At 48.7% G+C, this 18,160-nt stretch carries 12 protein-coding genes; 5 read left to right on the forward strand and 7 right to left on the reverse strand.

What is annotated here, in order from left to right; translation table 11 throughout:
* Nucleotides 1-57: 57 nt before the first annotated feature.
* Entirely contained in the window at nt 58-789 is a 732-nt protein-coding gene (gene mtgA, locus ACL9RG_RS08665) for a monofunctional biosynthetic peptidoglycan transglycosylase (protein ID WP_422792189.1), read from the reverse strand.
* Nucleotides 790-1,701: 912 nt separating this feature from the next.
* Nucleotides 1,702-4,038 carry an aerobic respiration two-component sensor histidine kinase ArcB gene (arcB, locus tag ACL9RG_RS08670; RefSeq protein ID WP_422792190.1) on the reverse strand — a complete coding sequence of 779 codons (2,337 nt, stop codon included), beginning with the start codon at nt 4,036-4,038 and terminating at the stop codon, nt 1,702-1,704.
* 878 nt (nt 4,039-4,916) lie between these two features.
* Here arcB and gltB point away from each other — a divergent pair.
* Together gltB and ACL9RG_RS08680 are read left to right on the forward strand one after the other, a co-directional pair.
* On the forward strand, nt 4,917-9,374 hold the full coding sequence (gene gltB / locus ACL9RG_RS08675) for a glutamate synthase large subunit (RefSeq protein ID WP_422792191.1): 4,458 nt from the start codon (nt 4,917-4,919) through the stop codon (nt 9,372-9,374).
* Between the two features lie 9 nt (nt 9,375-9,383).
* Nucleotides 9,384-10,802: a glutamate synthase small subunit gene (locus ACL9RG_RS08680; protein WP_422792192.1), complete on the forward strand. Its 1,419-nt coding sequence runs from the start codon at nt 9,384-9,386 to the stop codon at nt 10,800-10,802.
* 192 nt (nt 10,803-10,994) lie between these two features.
* On the opposite strand, the gene sspB is transcribed toward ACL9RG_RS08680, so the two are convergent.
* From sspB to zapE, 5 genes are all read right to left on the reverse strand, one after another.
* Entirely contained in the window at nt 10,995-11,489 is a 495-nt protein-coding gene (gene sspB, locus ACL9RG_RS08685) for a ClpXP protease specificity-enhancing factor (protein ID WP_422792193.1), read from the reverse strand.
* 3 nt (nt 11,490-11,492) lie between these two features.
* Nucleotides 11,493-12,134 carry a stringent starvation protein SspA gene (sspA, locus tag ACL9RG_RS08690; RefSeq protein ID WP_422792194.1) on the reverse strand — a complete coding sequence of 214 codons (642 nt, stop codon included), beginning with the start codon at nt 12,132-12,134 and terminating at the stop codon, nt 11,493-11,495.
* A 345-nt stretch (nt 12,135-12,479) separates the two neighbouring features.
* Nucleotides 12,480-12,872, reverse strand: coding sequence for a 30S ribosomal protein S9 (rpsI, locus tag ACL9RG_RS08695; RefSeq protein ID WP_011091939.1), 393 nt, complete (start codon nt 12,870-12,872; stop codon nt 12,480-12,482).
* Between the two features lie 16 nt (nt 12,873-12,888).
* On the reverse strand, nt 12,889-13,317 hold the full coding sequence (rplM, locus tag ACL9RG_RS08700; RefSeq protein ID WP_013577239.1) for a 50S ribosomal protein L13: 429 nt from the start codon (nt 13,315-13,317) through the stop codon (nt 12,889-12,891).
* Between the two features lie 310 nt (nt 13,318-13,627).
* Entirely contained in the window at nt 13,628-14,767 is a 1,140-nt protein-coding gene (gene zapE, locus ACL9RG_RS08705) for a cell division protein ZapE (RefSeq protein WP_422792195.1), read from the reverse strand.
* 277 nt (nt 14,768-15,044) lie between these two features.
* On the opposite strand from zapE, the gene zapG reads away from it, so the two are divergent.
* The 3 genes from zapG (at nt 15,045) to degS (ending at nt 18,103) form a co-directional block, all read left to right on the forward strand.
* Entirely contained in the window at nt 15,045-15,446 is a 402-nt protein-coding gene (gene zapG / locus ACL9RG_RS08710; RefSeq protein WP_422792196.1) for a Z-ring associated protein ZapG, read from the forward strand.
* Nucleotides 15,447-15,579: 133 nt separating this feature from the next.
* Nucleotides 15,580-16,947: a Do family serine endopeptidase gene (locus ACL9RG_RS08715; protein WP_422792197.1), complete on the forward strand. Its 1,368-nt coding sequence runs from the start codon at nt 15,580-15,582 to the stop codon at nt 16,945-16,947.
* An 88-nt stretch (nt 16,948-17,035) separates the two neighbouring features.
* A complete protein-coding gene (gene degS, locus ACL9RG_RS08720; protein WP_422792198.1) occupies nt 17,036-18,103 on the forward strand; it encodes an outer membrane-stress sensor serine endopeptidase DegS in 1,068 nt (355 codons plus the stop codon).
* The last annotated feature ends 57 nt before the right edge of the window (nt 18,104-18,160 follow it).

The following is an 18,160-nucleotide window of genomic DNA, read 5'->3' on the forward strand; positions in this document are numbered from 1 at the left end:
ATTTAGATATAAAGACAAAGGGACTGCTCATGCAGTCCCTTTCTTTTTTCACTAGCCTTAATGCAGCTTGTTAGTTTGTAAGAAGCGATCGCCGCCAAGCTGGTTCATTTGCCGTAGGATCCACTGCTGACGTCTAATAACATAAGCCGATGGCGCGTTGACCTTGTAGATATGTGGATTAGGTAATACCGCCGCTAATAAGGCCGCTTGAGACGGTGTTAAACGGCTGGCAGGTTTATGGAAGAAGTGTTGGGCGGCCTGTTCCACACCAAATACCCCATCACCAAACTCCACCACATTCAAATAAACCGTTAGAATACGCCGCTTGCTCCAGACGGTTTCTATACCGACGGTCAGTCCGGCCTCTAAACCTTTACGCAGCCAGCTGCGGCCATCCCACAAAAACACATTTTTTGCTGTTTGCTGCGAAATCGTTGAAGCACCGCGAACTCGAGCGTCTTCCTTATCATTGTTATCTAACGCTAATTGGATAGCATCGACATCAAAGCCCCAGTGGGTTGGGAATTTTTGATCTTCTCCAGCGATCACCGCCAATGCCATTGGTGACGATATCTGATCCATCGGTACCCAATCAGAGTGGGCTACATAGTTGAAGTTACCGCTAAACCAGGCGGAAAGTTGGCGTTCAACCATCACGGCAGAAAGTGGCACTGGCAGAAACGAAAACAAGATAATACCAGCCAGCCATAGCCCAACCAGAGTGAATATCACTCTTCTCAGCCATAATAAAGGCCAGGCTAATAACCCTTTTTTGGATTTTTTGCTCATAAAATACTGCCCATTACTTTACTCACCAGACCAACTTATCAATATCCCAAATCACACGACGCTTCATATTTAACAAATAAGAATAATCGCCTCTAAAATCCGTATAAACAGCCGGTTTATCCAAAACTGAGATAACGTAAGCAACGAGTTAAATAAGCTATGCTGCCTCGATCATATCGCTGAATTCTAATACACCTTTATGCCCTAAAGTGACATGTTATTTTATTACATAAAACTTAAAAATTAATCAGATATTGGGCCTTGAAAACATCATTGTTTTACATTTCTTATGTTTCAGATTAGGAAAAATGCATACTTTTTAAGTCATTATTGCTGACAAATAGCACAGTTTATAGAAACGAAACGGCTCGTGTAGCTAAAAAAATCTTAGTAAAATCGCATATAAAAAGCACATGGACTCGATTCCTTAAACAAAAAATCGCCACATCGGACAATTGTTATACAATCTGACGACGAGTTTTTTTTATCGAATCCGGCTATATTAATTATTTCTTAAAAAACATAATGTTATATATAAAAAAAACAAAAAAGCGTTAACAATACAGTAGCTTATTAAATAAAAGTCAGCGTATTAATGCCTTCTAGGGCTCTGTTCCAAGGTAAAAAACTCCTCTAGAAGGCAGTACACTGACAAATTTCACTAATACTTGTGAAAATTTCCTACGATAAACGCTTGAACTTATGTAGTGACAAAGACTACTCTACATCACAGTTTTTAATGAATTTAGTCGCAGCTACTTTTATATTTGGTATGTTGAGTCAAATATTATGTACTAGACTCGATGTCACAATTACCAAGACCTACGAAACCAAAAGCCCCAATAACGATTCGTGGGTTAACGATTTCCCTGGTGTTGGCGCAGTATTCGCGCACCCCGGCCTCGGCTGGGGTTATTTTTTTTCAGCATTTGCCGTCCAGTCACGTAATACCTGAATATCGTTACGCCATTCCAATTTCAACTCGTCTATCCAATCCTGAACGTTATCCCACCACGCTGGCAACGATGGCGTCTGAATTTGTTGTGCCAGTTGTTGTAGATGTTTCAACCCGACCGATCCTGCCGCCCCTTTAATCTTATGCGCTTCTTCCGCAATGCCGTCTTGATCGCGCGCAGTCATATTCGAATCCAGCACCTCAAGATAGCCCGGCATCATCTTTTCAAACATATCAGCGCTTTGATGAATAAGCCCTGACCCGACGAGGTCCATGTATTGTTCCAGCATCGCAATATCAAGCAGTGATTCTTTGTCTTTCATCAGGTTATGTTCCGGTTCGGCCATCAACTCAGGTTGGTGATCCCAATATTGCTGGATCATCGCGGTCAGTGCAGGGACAGATAGCGGCTTGCTCAATACATCATCCATCCCGGAATCAATGTATTCTTTCTTGTTTTTTAGAACGTTAGCCGTAAGTGCCACGAGAGGCGGCAAATGTTGTCCGGCATATTTTTCTCGTAATATGCGCGCAATATCCAAACCACTCATATCTGGTAGTTGGATATCTAGCAGCACTAAATCAAATTCGTCAGGATCAAACATCGCCAATGCATCATGTCCGTTCATCGCGACTTCAACGCTGTTACCTAATTTCTCCAGCACTGAGCGGGCAACAATAACGTTGAGTTCAATATCTTCGACCAGCAATACATGCAACGCTGGTAACGGCAAATCATCTTCATCATGATCAATTACCGTTGGCTCATCCACCGCAGGTGCATGCACCGTCAAGGTAAAGCAGGAACCCTGCCCCGGCGAACTGTCTACGCTAATGTCCCCGCCCATGCTTTGCGCCAGACGCTTGGAAACCGCCAGGCCAATCCCGGTTCCGGTTGCCGGTTTGCCACCTTTGCGATCTTTGACCTGGTAATACATGGCGAAAATCTTGTCTTGTTCATCCTTAGGAATGCCCATGCCAGAATCTTGCACTTCAAAACGCAGCAAACCTTTCGGTTCATAATGCACTCGGACAATAATTTCCCCTTCACTGGTAAATTTGACCGCATTACCAATCAGGTTCCACAGTATTTGTCGCAGGCGGGTGCCATCAGTGATCAGCGAGTGAGGCAGCGGTGGTTCGGACTCCATAATAAACTTCAGCCCTTTTGGCTGGACTAGCAAGCCAGAAAGGTTTTCAAGATCGGAAAGGAATCCTGTGAAATCAACAGGCTGATTATCCAGCTGTACTTTACGGCGTTCAATTTTATCCATCTCAATGATGTCATTGAAAATGTTGCCCAGCGTAATCGCACTAACGTGAATGGTTTTCAGATAATTGTGCTGTTCATCGTTAAGATGGGTATCAAGCAGGATGCGACTCAAACCAACGATGCCATTAAGCGGCGTACGAAGCTCGTGGCTGATCGTAGAGATAAAAGTCGTCTTATCCCTACTCGCGTTCTCTAACGCGTCCTGGTAACGCTTACGCTCAGTAATATCGCGACCGAATCCCATTAGCCCATGTCGTTTGCCAACGCGATCGTAGAAAGGCACTTTGCGCAGTTCAAAACAGGCTTTGCGGCCATCAGGGTAAACCAACCATTGTTCATAGGTCAGCGAGACATTGTGCCGAAATACTTTCTCATCCGTTTCTATGACTTTCTCGGCAATGTCTGCGCTATAGACATCGTTAGGCGTCAAGCCAATCAACTGCTTCTCGCTACGGCCGGTTAACAACTCCATTGCCCGGTTACAGCCAGAAAACTCTTTATCTTCATTGCGGTAATAGACCAAGTCTGGCGAAGCATCGAGGAATGAACGCAACAGCGCTGATTGCTGACTCAACTCGATTTGCGCCTGCTCGCGGTGATGCATTTCCAGTTTTAGCTTATCAACCACCGCCAAACGCGCCTCTTCGGCTTTGATACGGTCAGCAATCTCATGATTAAGTTGGGTAATATTGTCAGTGAGCTGCTTGTTAAGCTCCAAATCGCGGTGACGCATTTCCTCCAGCTTATCGACCAAGCGCGATAAGCGCTGGCGCGATTCTTCAAGCTGCTCCACCACCACAGAGAGGAAATACACCGCCCAAGGGGTGATCAGCAGACCAAAGAAGATCGATCGCACAACATCAATACTTTCGACCTGACCGCGCAGCAACATGGTGACTGCCATTTGGACAATCATTGCCAATACAACTAATGCAGACGCTAGCAGCAGCGAAAAGCGCACCAGCCCTAGTTTCACCATCAGATCGACATAATATTGGGCCAATAGCCGGATTTGTTTCATCACATTTCCTTTTGGAAAAAATCCTCTAGATCATACCGTAAAAAGCGGTAAACGGGGGATGAGATCTGTACAGCGGAGCAACGCAATAATCTCTGCACCTTCCTGGGCCATGACCATGGTGCAAACTTGCCAAATGGGAGATTTATTGACTAATTCCCACGGAAGCATTATTAATGCTACTTAGCGAGTTTTTGCCAACCCCCGCCAGTACAAGACTTTTCTCCTGTTAGTTCATCGTTTTTTTACTTTACCCATCGTTAATGCGAAGAATAACTATTCACTATTAGTGCAAATAAAATCACTTTGTCATGTATGAATAATTCTTATTATTTAACCCCGTTCATGACATTATTACGTACAGGTTAAAAACAGCGATATAGCACACGCGACCTGCATTTTGCAGGATAAAATTCTGGCAATCACCCCCGCACTAGCATGGTGCGCAGTTACTGACCATGCACTATAGTGAGACAGCTCACACTTCATCCCCCCTCCCACACGGTTAATACGGTCAATAAAATAGGGTAAAAAACTTAAATATCATTTAGTTAAGCATGTTTTAACTCTTTTTTGCCTATCCTTATACCCTATTTGACCTACCCGTGCTTTCTCGCTAAGTTGGGAGTCCGCTGGAAGCACTCTAAATAAGCAAACAACCGACGAGCCAACAACAACTCGTCATATTTATGCAGTAATAGAAGACTCCCTCATTAAAACAAGTCATTGACCACTTGTGAGAACCGTCACGAGGGGCTGCTGACGGAGGATGTCCGCCAAAATCGCACCATAAGAGTGCGTTAGCCGGTTGGGATATTTTCGTCATTATGCACCCTCGCAATTGGTGTGAGAGTCTCGCAGAGCCTGGGGAGGTTCACTATATGTTGTACGATGCATCCCAAGAGAGGGACAACTGTGGTTTCGGCCTGATCGCCCATATAGAAGGCGAACCTAGCCATAAAGTCGTGCGTACAGCGATTCACGCGCTGGCACGTATGCAACACCGTGGCGCAATTCTTGCTGACGGCAAGACTGGCGACGGTTGTGGTCTGTCATTACAAAAACCAGACCGTTTCTTCCGCATGATCGCCGAAGAGCGCGGTTGGCGTTTGGCTAAAAACTACGCCGTTGGCATGATCTTCCTGAGCAAGGACGAGGAAGAGGCTGCTGCCAGCCGCCGCATTATTGAAGAAGAACTGCAAAACGAAACCCTGTCTGTTGTTGGCTGGCGCGATGTGCCGACCAATCCGGACGTATTGGGCGAAATAGCGCTTTCCTCCCTGCCGCGCATTGAACAGATTTTTGTGAACGCCCCTGCTGGCTGGCGTCCACGTGATATGGAACGTCGCCTGTATATGGCGCGTCGCCGTACTGAAAAACGTATTACCGATAAAGATTTCTACGTCTGTAGTTTCTCTAATGCGGTGAATATTTATAAAGGGTTGTGCATGCCTGCCGACCTGCCGCGTTTTTATCTCGATTTGGCAGACTTGCGTCTGGAATCGGCTATTTGCCTGTTCCACCAACGCTTCTCCACCAACACCGTGCCGCGCTGGCCATTGGCTCAACCGTTCCGCTATTTAGCGCACAACGGTGAAATCAACACCATTACCGGTAACCGCCAATGGGCGCGTGCTCGTGCCTATAAGTTCAAAACCCCGCTGATCCCAGATTTGCAGGATGCTGCGCCATTCGTTAACGAAACCGGCTCGGACTCCAGCTCACTGGATAACATGCTGGAGCTGTTCTTGAGCGGTGGGATGGACTTGCTGCGCGCCATGCGTTTGCTGGTACCACCAGCCTGGCAGCAAAACCCAGATATGGACGAAGATCTACGCGCATTCTTCGATTTCAACTCCATGCATATGGAGCCGTGGGATGGTCCTGCCGGTATCGTGATGTCAGATGGCCGCTACGCCGCCTGTAACCTTGACCGTAATGGTCTGCGTCCGGCACGTTATGTCATCACTAAAGACAAACTGATCACCTGCGCTTCTGAAGTCGGGATTTGGGACTATCAGCCAGACGAAGTAATCGAAAAAGGCCGCGTTGGGCCAGGCGAACTGATGGTAATCGACACCCGCAGCGGTAAGATCCATCACTCAGCTGAAACCGATAATGACCTGAAAGGCCGTCATCCGTACCGCGCATGGATGGAGAAAAACGTTCAGCGTCTGGTGCCGTTTGAAAATCTGCCTGACGATCAGGTAGGTAGCCGCGAGCTTGATGATTACTTGCTGGAAACCTATCAGAAACAGTTTGGCTACAACAGCGAAGAGCTGGATCAAATCCTGCGTGTGCTGGGTGAAAATGGCCAAGAAGCGGTCGGCTCAATGGGTGACGATACTCCATTTGCCGTGCTTTCTAGCCGTGCACGCGTCATTTATGACTATTTCCGTCAGCAATTCGCACAGGTCACCAACCCGCCAATCGACCCATTGCGTGAAGCACATGTCATGTCACTGGCGACCAGCATTGGCCGTGAAATGAACGTGTTCTGTGAAGCCGAAGGTCAGGCACATCGTCTGAGCTTTAAATCACCAATCCTGCTGTATTCAGATTTCAACCAGTTAACCACGCTCGACAGTAAATATTATCGCGCCGAAACGCTGGACCTGACCTTCAATCCTGCAGAACAGGATATGGAGCAGTTTGTTCAAGCGCTGTGTGATGAAGCCGAGCGTAAAGTTCGCGAAGGCGCGGTGCTGTTAGTACTGTCTGACCGTAATATCTCGCCAGACCGCCTGCCGCTGCCAGCACCAATGGCCGTGGGTGCATTGCAAAGTCGCTTGGTAGAAAAAAGCCTGCGTTGCGATGCCAACATCATTGTTGAAACCGCCAGCGCCCGCGATCCGCACCACTTTGCAGTGCTGATCGGTTTCGGTGCGACGGCAATCTACCCTTACCTGGCTTACGAAACGCTGGCCAAATTGGTAGATACCAAGGTTATCGACAAGCAATACCGTGAAGTGATGCTCAACTACCGCAACGGCATCAATAAAGGCCTGTACAAGATCATGTCCAAAATGGGCATCTCTACCGTAGCCTCTTACCGTTGTTCGAAACTGTTCGAAGCCGTTGGCCTGCATAAAGACCTGACTGACGTTTGCTTCCAGGGCGTGGTGAGTCGTATCGGCGGTGCCAGCTACAGTGACTTCCAACAAGACCTGCAAAACTTGTCTAAACGCGCCTGGCTGAAACGCAAGACGCTGGAGCAAGGTGGCTTGTTGAAATTTGTCCACGGTGGTGAATATCACGCGTATAACCCAGATGTCGTTAACACCCTGCAAGCCGCGGTGCGTTCTGGTGAATATAGCGACTATCAGCAATACGCTAAATTGGTTAATGAGCGTCCGGTTGCCACACTGCGAGACATGTTGCAGATCACTCCGAAAGGCCAGCCGATCCCAGTAGATCAGGTGGAACCCGCCGAAGGTCTGTTCACTCGCTTTGACTCCGCCGCGATGTCTATCGGCGCATTGAGCCCAGAAGCACACGAATCCTTGGCTGAAGCGATGAACACCCTTGGCGGTCGTTCTAACTCCGGTGAAGGTGGCGAAGATCCAGCGCGTTATGGCACCAATAAAGTGTCACGCATCAAGCAGGTGGCATCCGGTCGTTTCGGTGTGACGCCAGCTTATCTGGTCAATGCCGATGTTATTCAGATTAAAGTGGCGCAAGGTGCAAAACCGGGCGAAGGCGGTCAGTTGCCGGGTGATAAAGTGACGCCGTATATCGCTAAACTGCGCTATTCCGTGCCAGGTGTGACGCTGATTTCACCTCCGCCGCATCACGATATTTACTCAATCGAAGACTTGGCACAGCTGATTTTCGACCTGAAACAAGTGAATCCGAAGGCAATGATTTCGGTCAAACTGGTTTCTGAGCCGGGCGTAGGGACTATCGCGACCGGTGTAGCCAAAGCTTATGCCGATTTAATCACCATCGCTGGCTATGACGGCGGTACCGGTGCAAGCCCGCTGTCTTCAGTTAAATACGCTGGCTGCCCGTGGGAATTAGGCTTGGTTGAAACTCAGCAAGCGCTGGTCGCTAACGGCTTGCGTCACAAGATCCGTCTGCAAGTTGACGGCGGTCTGAAAACCGGTGCTGACATTGTTAAAGCTGCCATCCTCGGTGCAGAAAGCTTCGGCTTTGGTACTGGCCCAATGGTGGCGCTGGGTTGTAAATACCTGCGTATTTGTCACCTGAACAACTGCGCAACCGGTGTAGCAACTCAGGACGATAAACTGCGTCGTAATCACTACCACGGTCTGCCAGAGCGTGTAGCGAATTACTTCAAGTTTATTGCCCAAGAAACCCGTGAAATCATGGCAGAACTGGGTGTGAGCCAATTGGTCGATTTGATTGGCCGTACCGACTTACTGCTTGAGCTTGATGGCTTCACTGCTAAACAGAACAAACTAGACTTGTCGGCGCTGCTGAAAACGGCTACGCCACATCCTGGCAAAGCGGTGTACTGCACCGAGAGCAACCCGCCGTTTGATAATGGCAAGTTGAACAAAGACATTCTTGAGCAAGCCGCGTCGCATATCGATACCAAGCAGAGCAAATCGTTCTACTTTGATATCCGTAACACCGACCGTTCAGTGGGTGCATTGTTATCTGGTGCTATCGCTGAGAAACATGGCGATCAGGGTATGGCAGCCGATCCGGTGCGCATTAACTTCAGTGGTACCGCAGGCCAGAGCTTCGGCGTGTGGAATGCCGGTGGCGTTGATTTAATGTTAACAGGCGATGCTAACGACTACGTTGGTAAGGGCATGGCAGGTGGTCGCATTGCTATCCGTCCACCAATTGGTTCAGCTTTCCGTAGCCATGAAGCCAGTATTATTGGTAACACCTGCCTGTATGGCGCAACCGGTGGCAAGATGTTTGCCGCAGGCCGTGCTGGCGAGCGTTTCGCGGTGCGTAACTCAGGTGCGATTACCGTGGTTGAAGGTATTGGCGACAACGGCTGTGAATATATGACCGGCGGTATTGTTTGCGTACTCGGTCGTACCGGCGTGAACTTTGGCGCAGGGATGACCGGTGGTTTTGCTTACGTGCTGGATGAAGACGGTGAATTCCGTAAGCGCGTTAACCCAGAGCTGGTTGAAGTGCTGGAAGTTGATGACTTGGCAATCCACGAAGAACACCTGCGTGGATTGATCACCGAGCACGTGCAGTTAACTGCATCGACGCGTGGCGAAGAGATTTTGGCAAACTGGCATGAATGGGCACCGAAATTTGCCTTGGTTAAACCGAAGTCCAGTGATGTCAAAGCATTGTTGGGTCACCGTAGTCGTTCCGCAGCTGAGCTGCGGGTACAAGCGCAGTAAGAGGTTAAGATGAGTCAAAACGTTTATCAATTTATCGACTTACAGCGCGTTGATCCGCCGAAAAAACCGCTAAAGATCCGTAAAATTGAATTTGTTGAAATTTACGAGCCGTTCTCAGCAACTCAGGCAGCCTCGCAGGCAGACCGCTGCCTGTCATGCGGTAACCCGTATTGCGAATGGAAATGCCCGGTACATAACTACATCCCTAACTGGCTGAAGCTGGCTAACGAAGGCCGCATTATGGAAGCGGCGGACTTAGCTCACCAGACCAACAGTTTGCCGGAAGTTTGCGGGCGCGTTTGTCCGCAAGACCGCCTGTGTGAAGGGTCTTGTACGCTTAATGATGAGTTTGGTGCCGTCACCATCGGTAATATCGAACGTTACATCAACGATAAAGCTATCGAGATGGGCTGGCGTCCTGATATGTCCCACGTGCAGCCAACCGGCAAGCGTGTGGCGATCATTGGTGCAGGCCCGGCAGGTTTGGCCTGTGCTGACGTGCTGACCCGTAACGGTGTTAAAGCGGTAGTTTACGACCGCCATCCAGAAATCGGTGGCCTGCTGACTTTCGGTATCCCAGCCTTCAAGCTGGAAAAATCCGTGATGACCAAGCGTCGCGAAATCTTTACCGAAATGGGTATCGAGTTCCAACTGAACACTGAAATCGGCAAAGATATCAGCGTTGAGACGCTGCTGGCTGAATACGATGCCGTATTCCTCGGCGTGGGAACTTATCAATCCATGCGCGGTGGTTTGGAAAATGAAGAGGCGCCAGGCGTGTTTGATGCCCTGCCGTTCTTGATTGCCAATACCAAGCAATTGATGGGCTACGAAGAGCAGCCAGACGAGCCGTATATCAATATGGAGCGTAAGCGCGTGGTGGTTCTGGGCGGTGGTGATACCGCGATGGACTGCGTGCGTACTTCAATTCGCCAAGGCGCAACGCACGTAACCTGTGCCTATCGCCGTGATGAAGAGAACATGCCTGGTTCACGTCGTGAAGTGAAAAATGCCCGGGAAGAAGGGGTTGAGTTCAAATTCAACCTGCAACCGCTGAGCATTGAGCTGAACGATTCTGGCCGCGTATGTGGCGTGAAAATGGCACGTACCGAGTTAGGTGCACCAGATGCTAACGGACGCCGTCAGGCAGAGATTGTTGCCGGTTCTGAACACATCCTGGAAGCCGATGCGGTAGTGATGGCCTTTGGTTTCCGCCCACACAAGATGAGCTGGCTGGCAGCACACGACGTTGCATTAGATTCTCAAGGTCGTATCCTGGCACCTGAAGGCAGCGATAACGCCTTCCAGACCAGCAACCCGAAAATCTTCGCCGGTGGTGATGCAGTTCGCGGTTCTGATTTGGTGGTCACTGCGATTGCCGAAGGTCGCAAAGCGGCAGATGGAATTATGAACTTCCTCGAAGTGTAATCCAGATACTGGCAAGCTATTCAAAAGGTCGCGCAAGCGGCCTTTTTTATTGGCGAAACCGCTAGATAAAATTGCTTAGAGGAGAGAGTTGGCAGAACAACCTTTTTATTGAATAAAGCGTGATAGGCAACACCAAGGCAAAAAAAACCCCACGCCATTGCGCAGGGTTATTCTATTACTCAAGTCTGGCGATTACTTAACGACACGCAACGCAGGCCGAGTGCCGCGTGGCGGTGTTGGTGGTTCATCGTCTGGATCATCTTCAGGATGATCAGGCAAGTCACCATCGATCACTGACATTGCAGTCATTGGCGTGTGCTGCTGCTCGTCTAAACCGTCAAATTCAACGTCGCTATCAAGCGCAGGTTCAGGCTCAAACATCGTGCCAGCTCCATTCTCTCGAGCATAAATAGCCAGCACCGCAGAAATAGGAACAAAGACTTCGCGCGGAACGCCGCCAAAACGGGCGTTAAAACGTACATCTTTATTACCTAATTCCAGGTTACCAACCGCACGCGGTGCGATGTTAAGCACGATCTGACCGTCACGGGCAAATTCCATCGGCACCAGTACACCAGGTAACGTCACGTCAACCACCAAGTGCGGCGTTAACTGGTTATCCAGCAGCCAGTCATAAAACGCACGCAGCAGATACGGACGACGCGGGGTCATGTCGGTCATTTCCATCTCTTAGCCCCGAGTATGCAAACGCATTTCGCGCTCAGCTTCGGTCAGGGAAGCCAAGAATGCATCACGCTCAAATACGCGAGTCATATAGCCTTTCAGCTCTTTAGAACCGGCACCTGTCAGCTCAATGCCTAATTCAGGCAAACGCCACAACAGCGGAGCCAAATAGCAATCTACCAGGCTGAACTCTTCGCTTTTAAAGTAAGGCATGTAAGCAAAGATAGGCGCGATAGCCAGCAGCTCTTCACGCAATTGCTTACGTGCAGCATCAGCTTCTGACGCAGAACCTTGCTCGATTTGGCGCAGCAAAGAGTACCAGTCGTTTTCAATGCGGTGCATCATCAAACGGCTTTCACCACGGGCAACCGGGTAAACAGGCATCAGAGGAGGATGTGGGAAACGCTCATCAAGGTATTCCATGATGATGCGAGATTCAAACAGAGTTAGCTCACGATCGACCAGAGTTGGTACGGTGCGATAGGGATTGAGGTCAATAAGATCCTGCGGCAGGTTTCCCATTTCTACCTGCTCGATCTCGACACTCACACCTTTTTCCGCCAGTACGATACGTACTTGATGGCTAAAAATGTCGGTCGGGCCGGAAAACAGCGTCATTACCGAACGTTTGTTGGCAGCGACAGCCATGAAAACCTCCAAGTTTATCTAGAATTATACCGTGAATAGCCAACTGCAGGCCGCTATCCTGAACAATCATCTTTGCCTTGAACCAGCAGTCTCGTAGATTAAGCAATGGCGGGATAAAACCAACCAGAAAGCGTGACAACGTCAACTGCTCGAGGAACGGGCACAAAAGTGTGGTCAGTTTAACAGATTTTGCTCGTTTTGTGGGGAACTCAGACCACTATTTAGTGGGAAAATGTGTATCTGATAACAATTTAGGCAGATATATGATGAGCTTAGGACATAAAAAAACCCGGTATAGTACCGGGTTTTGTTCGCATATTGTTTGTCTGCCGAAGCAGAAAACAATTAACGCTTGGAGAACTGAGGACGACGACGTGCTTTACGCAGACCGACTTTCTTACGTTCAACCTGACGAGCGTCACGAGTAACGAAGCCTGCTTTACGCAGTTCGCCACGCAGACTTTCGTCATATTCCATCAGTGCACGAGTGATACCGTGACGGATAGCACCAGCTTGACCAGAGATACCACCACCTTTAACAGTGATGTACAGGTCAAATTTACCAACCATGTCGACCAGTTCCAGAGGTTGACGAACTACCATGCGGGCAGTTTCACGACCAAAGTACTGTTCCAGGCTACGCTGGTTAATTACGATGTTACCGCTGCCCGGCTTGATGAAAACGCGAGCTGCAGAGCTTTTGCGGCGACCAGTGCCGTAGTATTGATTTTCAGCCATTGCCTATAATCCCGAATTAAATGTCAAGAACTTGCGGTTGTTGCGCCGCATGAGTGTGCTCGTTACCCGCGTAAACTTTCATTTTACGGTACATTGCACGACCCAACGGGCCCTTTGGCAACATGCCTTTAACCGCGAGCTCGATCACGCGTTCAGGACGGCGAGCGATCATCTCTTCAAAGGTCGCTTGCTTGATACCACCGATGTGGCCGGTGTGATGGTAATAAATCTTGTCGTTACGCTTGTTGCCGGTTACAGCAACTTTTTCTGCGTTCAGAACGATGATGTAATCACCAGTATCAACGTGCGGAGTGTATTCCGCTTTATGTTTGCCACGCAGACGGCGAGCCAGTTCAGTGGCCAGGCGACCTAAGGTCTTGCCGGTAGCGTCAACTACGAACCAGTCACGTTGTACGGTTTCCGGTTTAGCTGTAAAAGTTTTCATTAAAAGCTTACCCAATTAAAGTTACACGTTGGCGAACACCCAAACGCCTATATGTTTTTATAAACAATATTTTTACAAACACTGTTTATAAAATAAGTATTGGAGGTTCACACGACCATCAGTCCAGCAAACCTACCCCTTCGAATAGCCATTGCCGGCACTATAAAGTTTCGGGAAAAAAACTTTGTTGTAACGTGGGGTCGCAAGATTATAGAGAAGTCCCCGGCAAAAATCGAACCCTTTTTTGACAAAAATGGAGATTTCCTGCCTCCATTTTCAATCAGCGGTCGATCGTGGCCATATCAGGCAATCACGGTAAATGTTCTCGTTTGAGATACTCTTCGCTTTGCATTTCCTGCAGGCGAGATAAGCAGCGTTGATATTCAAATTTCAGCCGCTCTCCCTGATAAATTTCAAACATCGAGGCTTCAGCAGAGATAACCAATTTGACGTGGCGCTCATAGAATTCATCGACCAACGCCAGGAAACGCCGAGCCGCGTTCTCTCCTTCCCCCTGTGCGCCCATTACCGGCACATGGTGTAGTAACACGCTGTGATAGAGCTTGGACAGAGCAATATAGTCGAGTTGACTGCGCGCCTCTTCACACAAGGTATGAAAGGCCACGGCTAACACACCGTTGGCAGAAGCTAACGCCTGCAGCGGGCGGTGATTAATGGTCAGAAGTGGCGCTGCCGCGGTATCTTGCCCCGCTAACTTACCAAACATGCTTTTCATGGTCGCGTCGGTTTCAGGAGCTAGCGGCGTCAGCCATAGATTGGCTTGCGTTAAAGTACGCAGGCGATAATCAATACCCGCATCAACGTTCATCACATCACAATATTGGTTGATAAGCGCAATAGCCGGCAGGAAGCGCGCACGTTGCAATCCGTTGCGATACAGATTGTCTGGCGGAATGTTTGAGGTGGCAATCAGCGTAATACCGCGGGCAAATAGCGCCTGCAACAAAGTGGCCAGCAGCATCGCGTCGGTGATATCCGACACAAAAAATTCATCAAAGCACAACACGTCGGTTTCAGCTTTAAAATGGTCAGCAATAGTTTCCAGCGGATCGCTTTGGCCTTGCAACTGCGTTAACTCTTCATGCACGCGTAACATAAAGCGGTGAAAATGCAGGCGCATTTTACGCTCGCCCGGCAAACTATGGAAAAACATGTCCATCAGCCAGGTTTTGCCTCGGCCAACACCACCCCACATATACAGACCTTGAGCCGGTTGTTGGGTCGTTTTTTTCGGTTCTTTTTTAAATAAGCGCCCCAAGCGTGAACCCAAGCCACTGCTTTCAGATTTTTCCGCCTGGGGTGACTTAGCCGTTAGCGCCTGATGAATGGCATCTAAACGCGTTACTGCTTCTTTTTGAACAGCATCTGGTTGGAACTCTCCGGCATCAAGAGCACTCTGATATAAACTAAGCGGCGTAGTTGGTTGCATGTTGATCAACATCCGTGAGAAAAAAATTTTCAGATTTTCGGGGTGATTAGCCGATAATTATCCACTTATTCGTGATTTTTAGCTTGTATCTATCAGCAGATAATTTTCAACACCGCTGCGAAAGTTACCACAGGATTCCACTAATACAAGGTTAACGGTTATAGTGGGTTGCGTTTGATATAAAAAACCACTTTTAGAAAGTCACGTGGAAAAACTTTGGTGTTAAAATTACGCCAAATTGCTTCACTGGACAACGAAGTCAAAAAAAGGAGTCATCATGACCTGGGAGTACGCGCTCATTGGATTAGTGGTTGGTATCGCCATCGGTGCGGTAGCGATGCGCTTTGGTAATCGCAAATTACGCGATCAACAAGTGATGCAGAACGAGATCGAGAAAAGTAAAAACGAGCTGGAGCAGTATCGTATGGAGCTAACGAGTCATTTCGCTCGTAGCGCTGAGCTTTTGGATAATATGGCTACAGATTACCGTCAGCTGTATCAGCATATGGCACAAAGCTCTAATAGCCTGCTGCCAAATCAACCTGCACATGACAACCCGTTTAATTACCGCTTAACGGGCGCAGAAGCAGACAACGATCAGGCTCCGGTGCAAATGCCGCGTGATTATTCTGAAGGTTCTTCTGGTTTACTGCGCGGCGATCGTCCTCGCCGTAAATAATCCAGAGCAATCAAAGGCCAGTTGCAACGTCCTGCTGTAACTGGCCTCTTCTATAATTACCTTCCCCTCTGCCAATCCTGTCTATGCTTTTAAGACCACTGACTTTAAACTTTATGCGAGAACAATCTGACTAATGAAGAAGCCGTTATTTTTACTCAATGTGTTCGCCATCAGTTTGGGATTAACTTTTGCCTCGCTGCCAGCCGCTAACGCTGCACTCCCTGTTGCGGTTGAAGGTCAGCCTTTACCAAGTCTGGCACCGATGTTGGAAAAAGCGTTGCCAGGCGTGGTCGGCGTACAGGTATCCGGGACTCAACCGCCAAGCGACAAAGTGCCGCCACAGTTCAAATTCTTCTTTGGTCCTAATGCGCCTAGTGAAAAACAGGATGGGCAACCGTTTTCCGGATTGGGTTCAGGCGTCATTATTGATGCAGCAAAAGGTTATGTACTAACCAATAATCATGTGGTTAACAACGCAGATAAGATCACAGTGCAACTTAACGATGGTCGTCAGTACAGTGCCAAATTAGTGGGCAAAGATGATCAATCCGATATTGCCGTCATCCAATTGATTGACGCTAAGAATTTGAGCGCAATTCCGTTCTCCGACTCCGATCAGTTGCAGGTTGGTGATTTTGCTGTGGCAATCGGCAATCCATTTGGCCTGGGCCAGACTGTCACGTCTGGGATTATCTCAGCGCTGGGCCGCAGCGGGCTCAATCTGGAAGGTCTGGAAAACTTTATTCAAACCGACGCCTCCATCAACCGAGGCAACTCCGGTGGTGCACTGCTTAATCTGAAAGGAGAACTGGTCGGTATCAATACCGCGATCCTCTCTTCGCAAGGTGGCAGCATGGGGATTGGCTTTGCCATCCCGAGTAATATGGCGAGAAGCCTGAGTCAACAGATTATTCAATTTGGTCAAGTGAAGCGCGGCCTGTTAGGGATTCTTGGCAGTGAAATGACACCAGAGCTGGCGACCGCCTTTAAACTAGATAAACAACGCGGAGCCTTCGTCAATGAAGTATTGCCAGACTCCGCTGCAGCCAAAGCGGGCATTAAAGCTGGCGATGTGTTAATTAGCCTACAAGATAAGCCACTGAGCAGCTTCGCCGAACTACGCGCCAAGGTAAGCACTGCCGGACCGGGCGTCACAGTTAAAATCGGCCTGTTGCGCGATGGTAAACCGATGGATGTCAACGTAACGCTGGCACAAAGCCCTGATGCAGTCGAAGGTATTGAGAAAGTTAACCCTGCGTTAACCGGCGCAACCTTAAGCGATTCAACGGATAAAGCGACCAAAGGTGTGCACGTCGATGAAGTGGTTAAAGGCTCGCCGGCAGAACAAATTGGCTTACAAAAAGATGATGTGATTATCGGTGTAAACCGGCAGGACATTGCCGATCTGGCCACCTTCCGTAAGGTGCTTGAGAGCAAGCCGGAGTTGATCGCACTGAATGTTTTACGTAAAGGCCAAAGTATCTACCTGTTAATGCCTTAAAAAATACGAAAATCGGGCGTAGTCAATACTGCGCCCGATTAACTCATGTTATCCTGCCTCCACATTTTACTTCACACGTCCAGAATACATGTTTGTTAAATTACTGAGATCCTCTGTTATTGGGCTGATTGTTGCCGGTATTTTGCTGGCTTTCGTGCCTATGCTGCGGAAAAACGTCACGCAGCCACTGTTTGACCATAATTTCAGCGAAGATAGCGAACAGCCAGTCAGTTTTAACTCTGGAGTGCGTCGTGCTGCGCCAGCGGTCGTGAATGTTTATAACCGCAATATGGGCAATGGCTCGCAAAACCAGTTGCAAATCCGCACGCTAGGTTCTGGTGTGATCATGAATGATCAGGGGTATATTCTGACCAATAAGCATGTGATCAACGATGCCGAGCAGATTATTGTGGCCTTGCAGGATGGTCGCGTTTTTGACGCACTCTTAGTCGGTTCTGATAGCCTGACCGATTTAGCGGTCTTAAAAATCGATGCCACTAATTTGCCAGTGATCCCAATTAATCCCAACCGTGTACCGCATATCGGCGACGTCGTCATGGCTATCGGCAACCCCTATAACCTTGGGCAAACCGTTACTCAAGGGATCATCAGCGCCACGGGACGTATCGGCTTGAGCCCATCAGGACGCCAAAACTTCCTGCAAACTGATGCCTCGATTAACCGCGGTAACTCAGGCGGTGCCTTGGTGAACTCATTGGGTGAATTAGTGGGAATTAACACGCTATCGTTTGACCAAAGTAATGATGGTGCAACGCCCGAAGGGATTGGCTTCGCGATTCCTACTGCGCTGGCAACCAAAGTGATGGGTAAGTTAATTCGTGATGGGCGGGTTATCCGTGGTTATATCGGCATTGAAGGGCGCGAAGTCTCACCAATGCACAGCCCAGGTAGCGGCATGGACCATCTACAAGGCATTATCGTTAACGCGGTGACACCAAATGGCCCTGCTGCAAATGCTGGCATACAGGCCAATGATGTGATTGTCAGTGTGAATAATAAAACGGCAATTTCCGCGATGGAAACCATGGACCAAGTGGCTGAGGTCCGCCCAGGTTCCGTTATTCCCGTCGAAATTATTCGCAATGGCAAAAAAATAGAGCTCAACGTTACGGTGCAGGAATACCCTTCGCACTAACAGTGCTCTGATAGTAAGACAATAAAAAAACCGGCGCAGGATACTCCTTAGCCGGTT

This window comes from Rouxiella sp. Mn2063 (assembly GCF_049319665.1).
GTDB lineage: Bacteria > Pseudomonadota > Gammaproteobacteria > Enterobacterales > Enterobacteriaceae > JBMOUD01.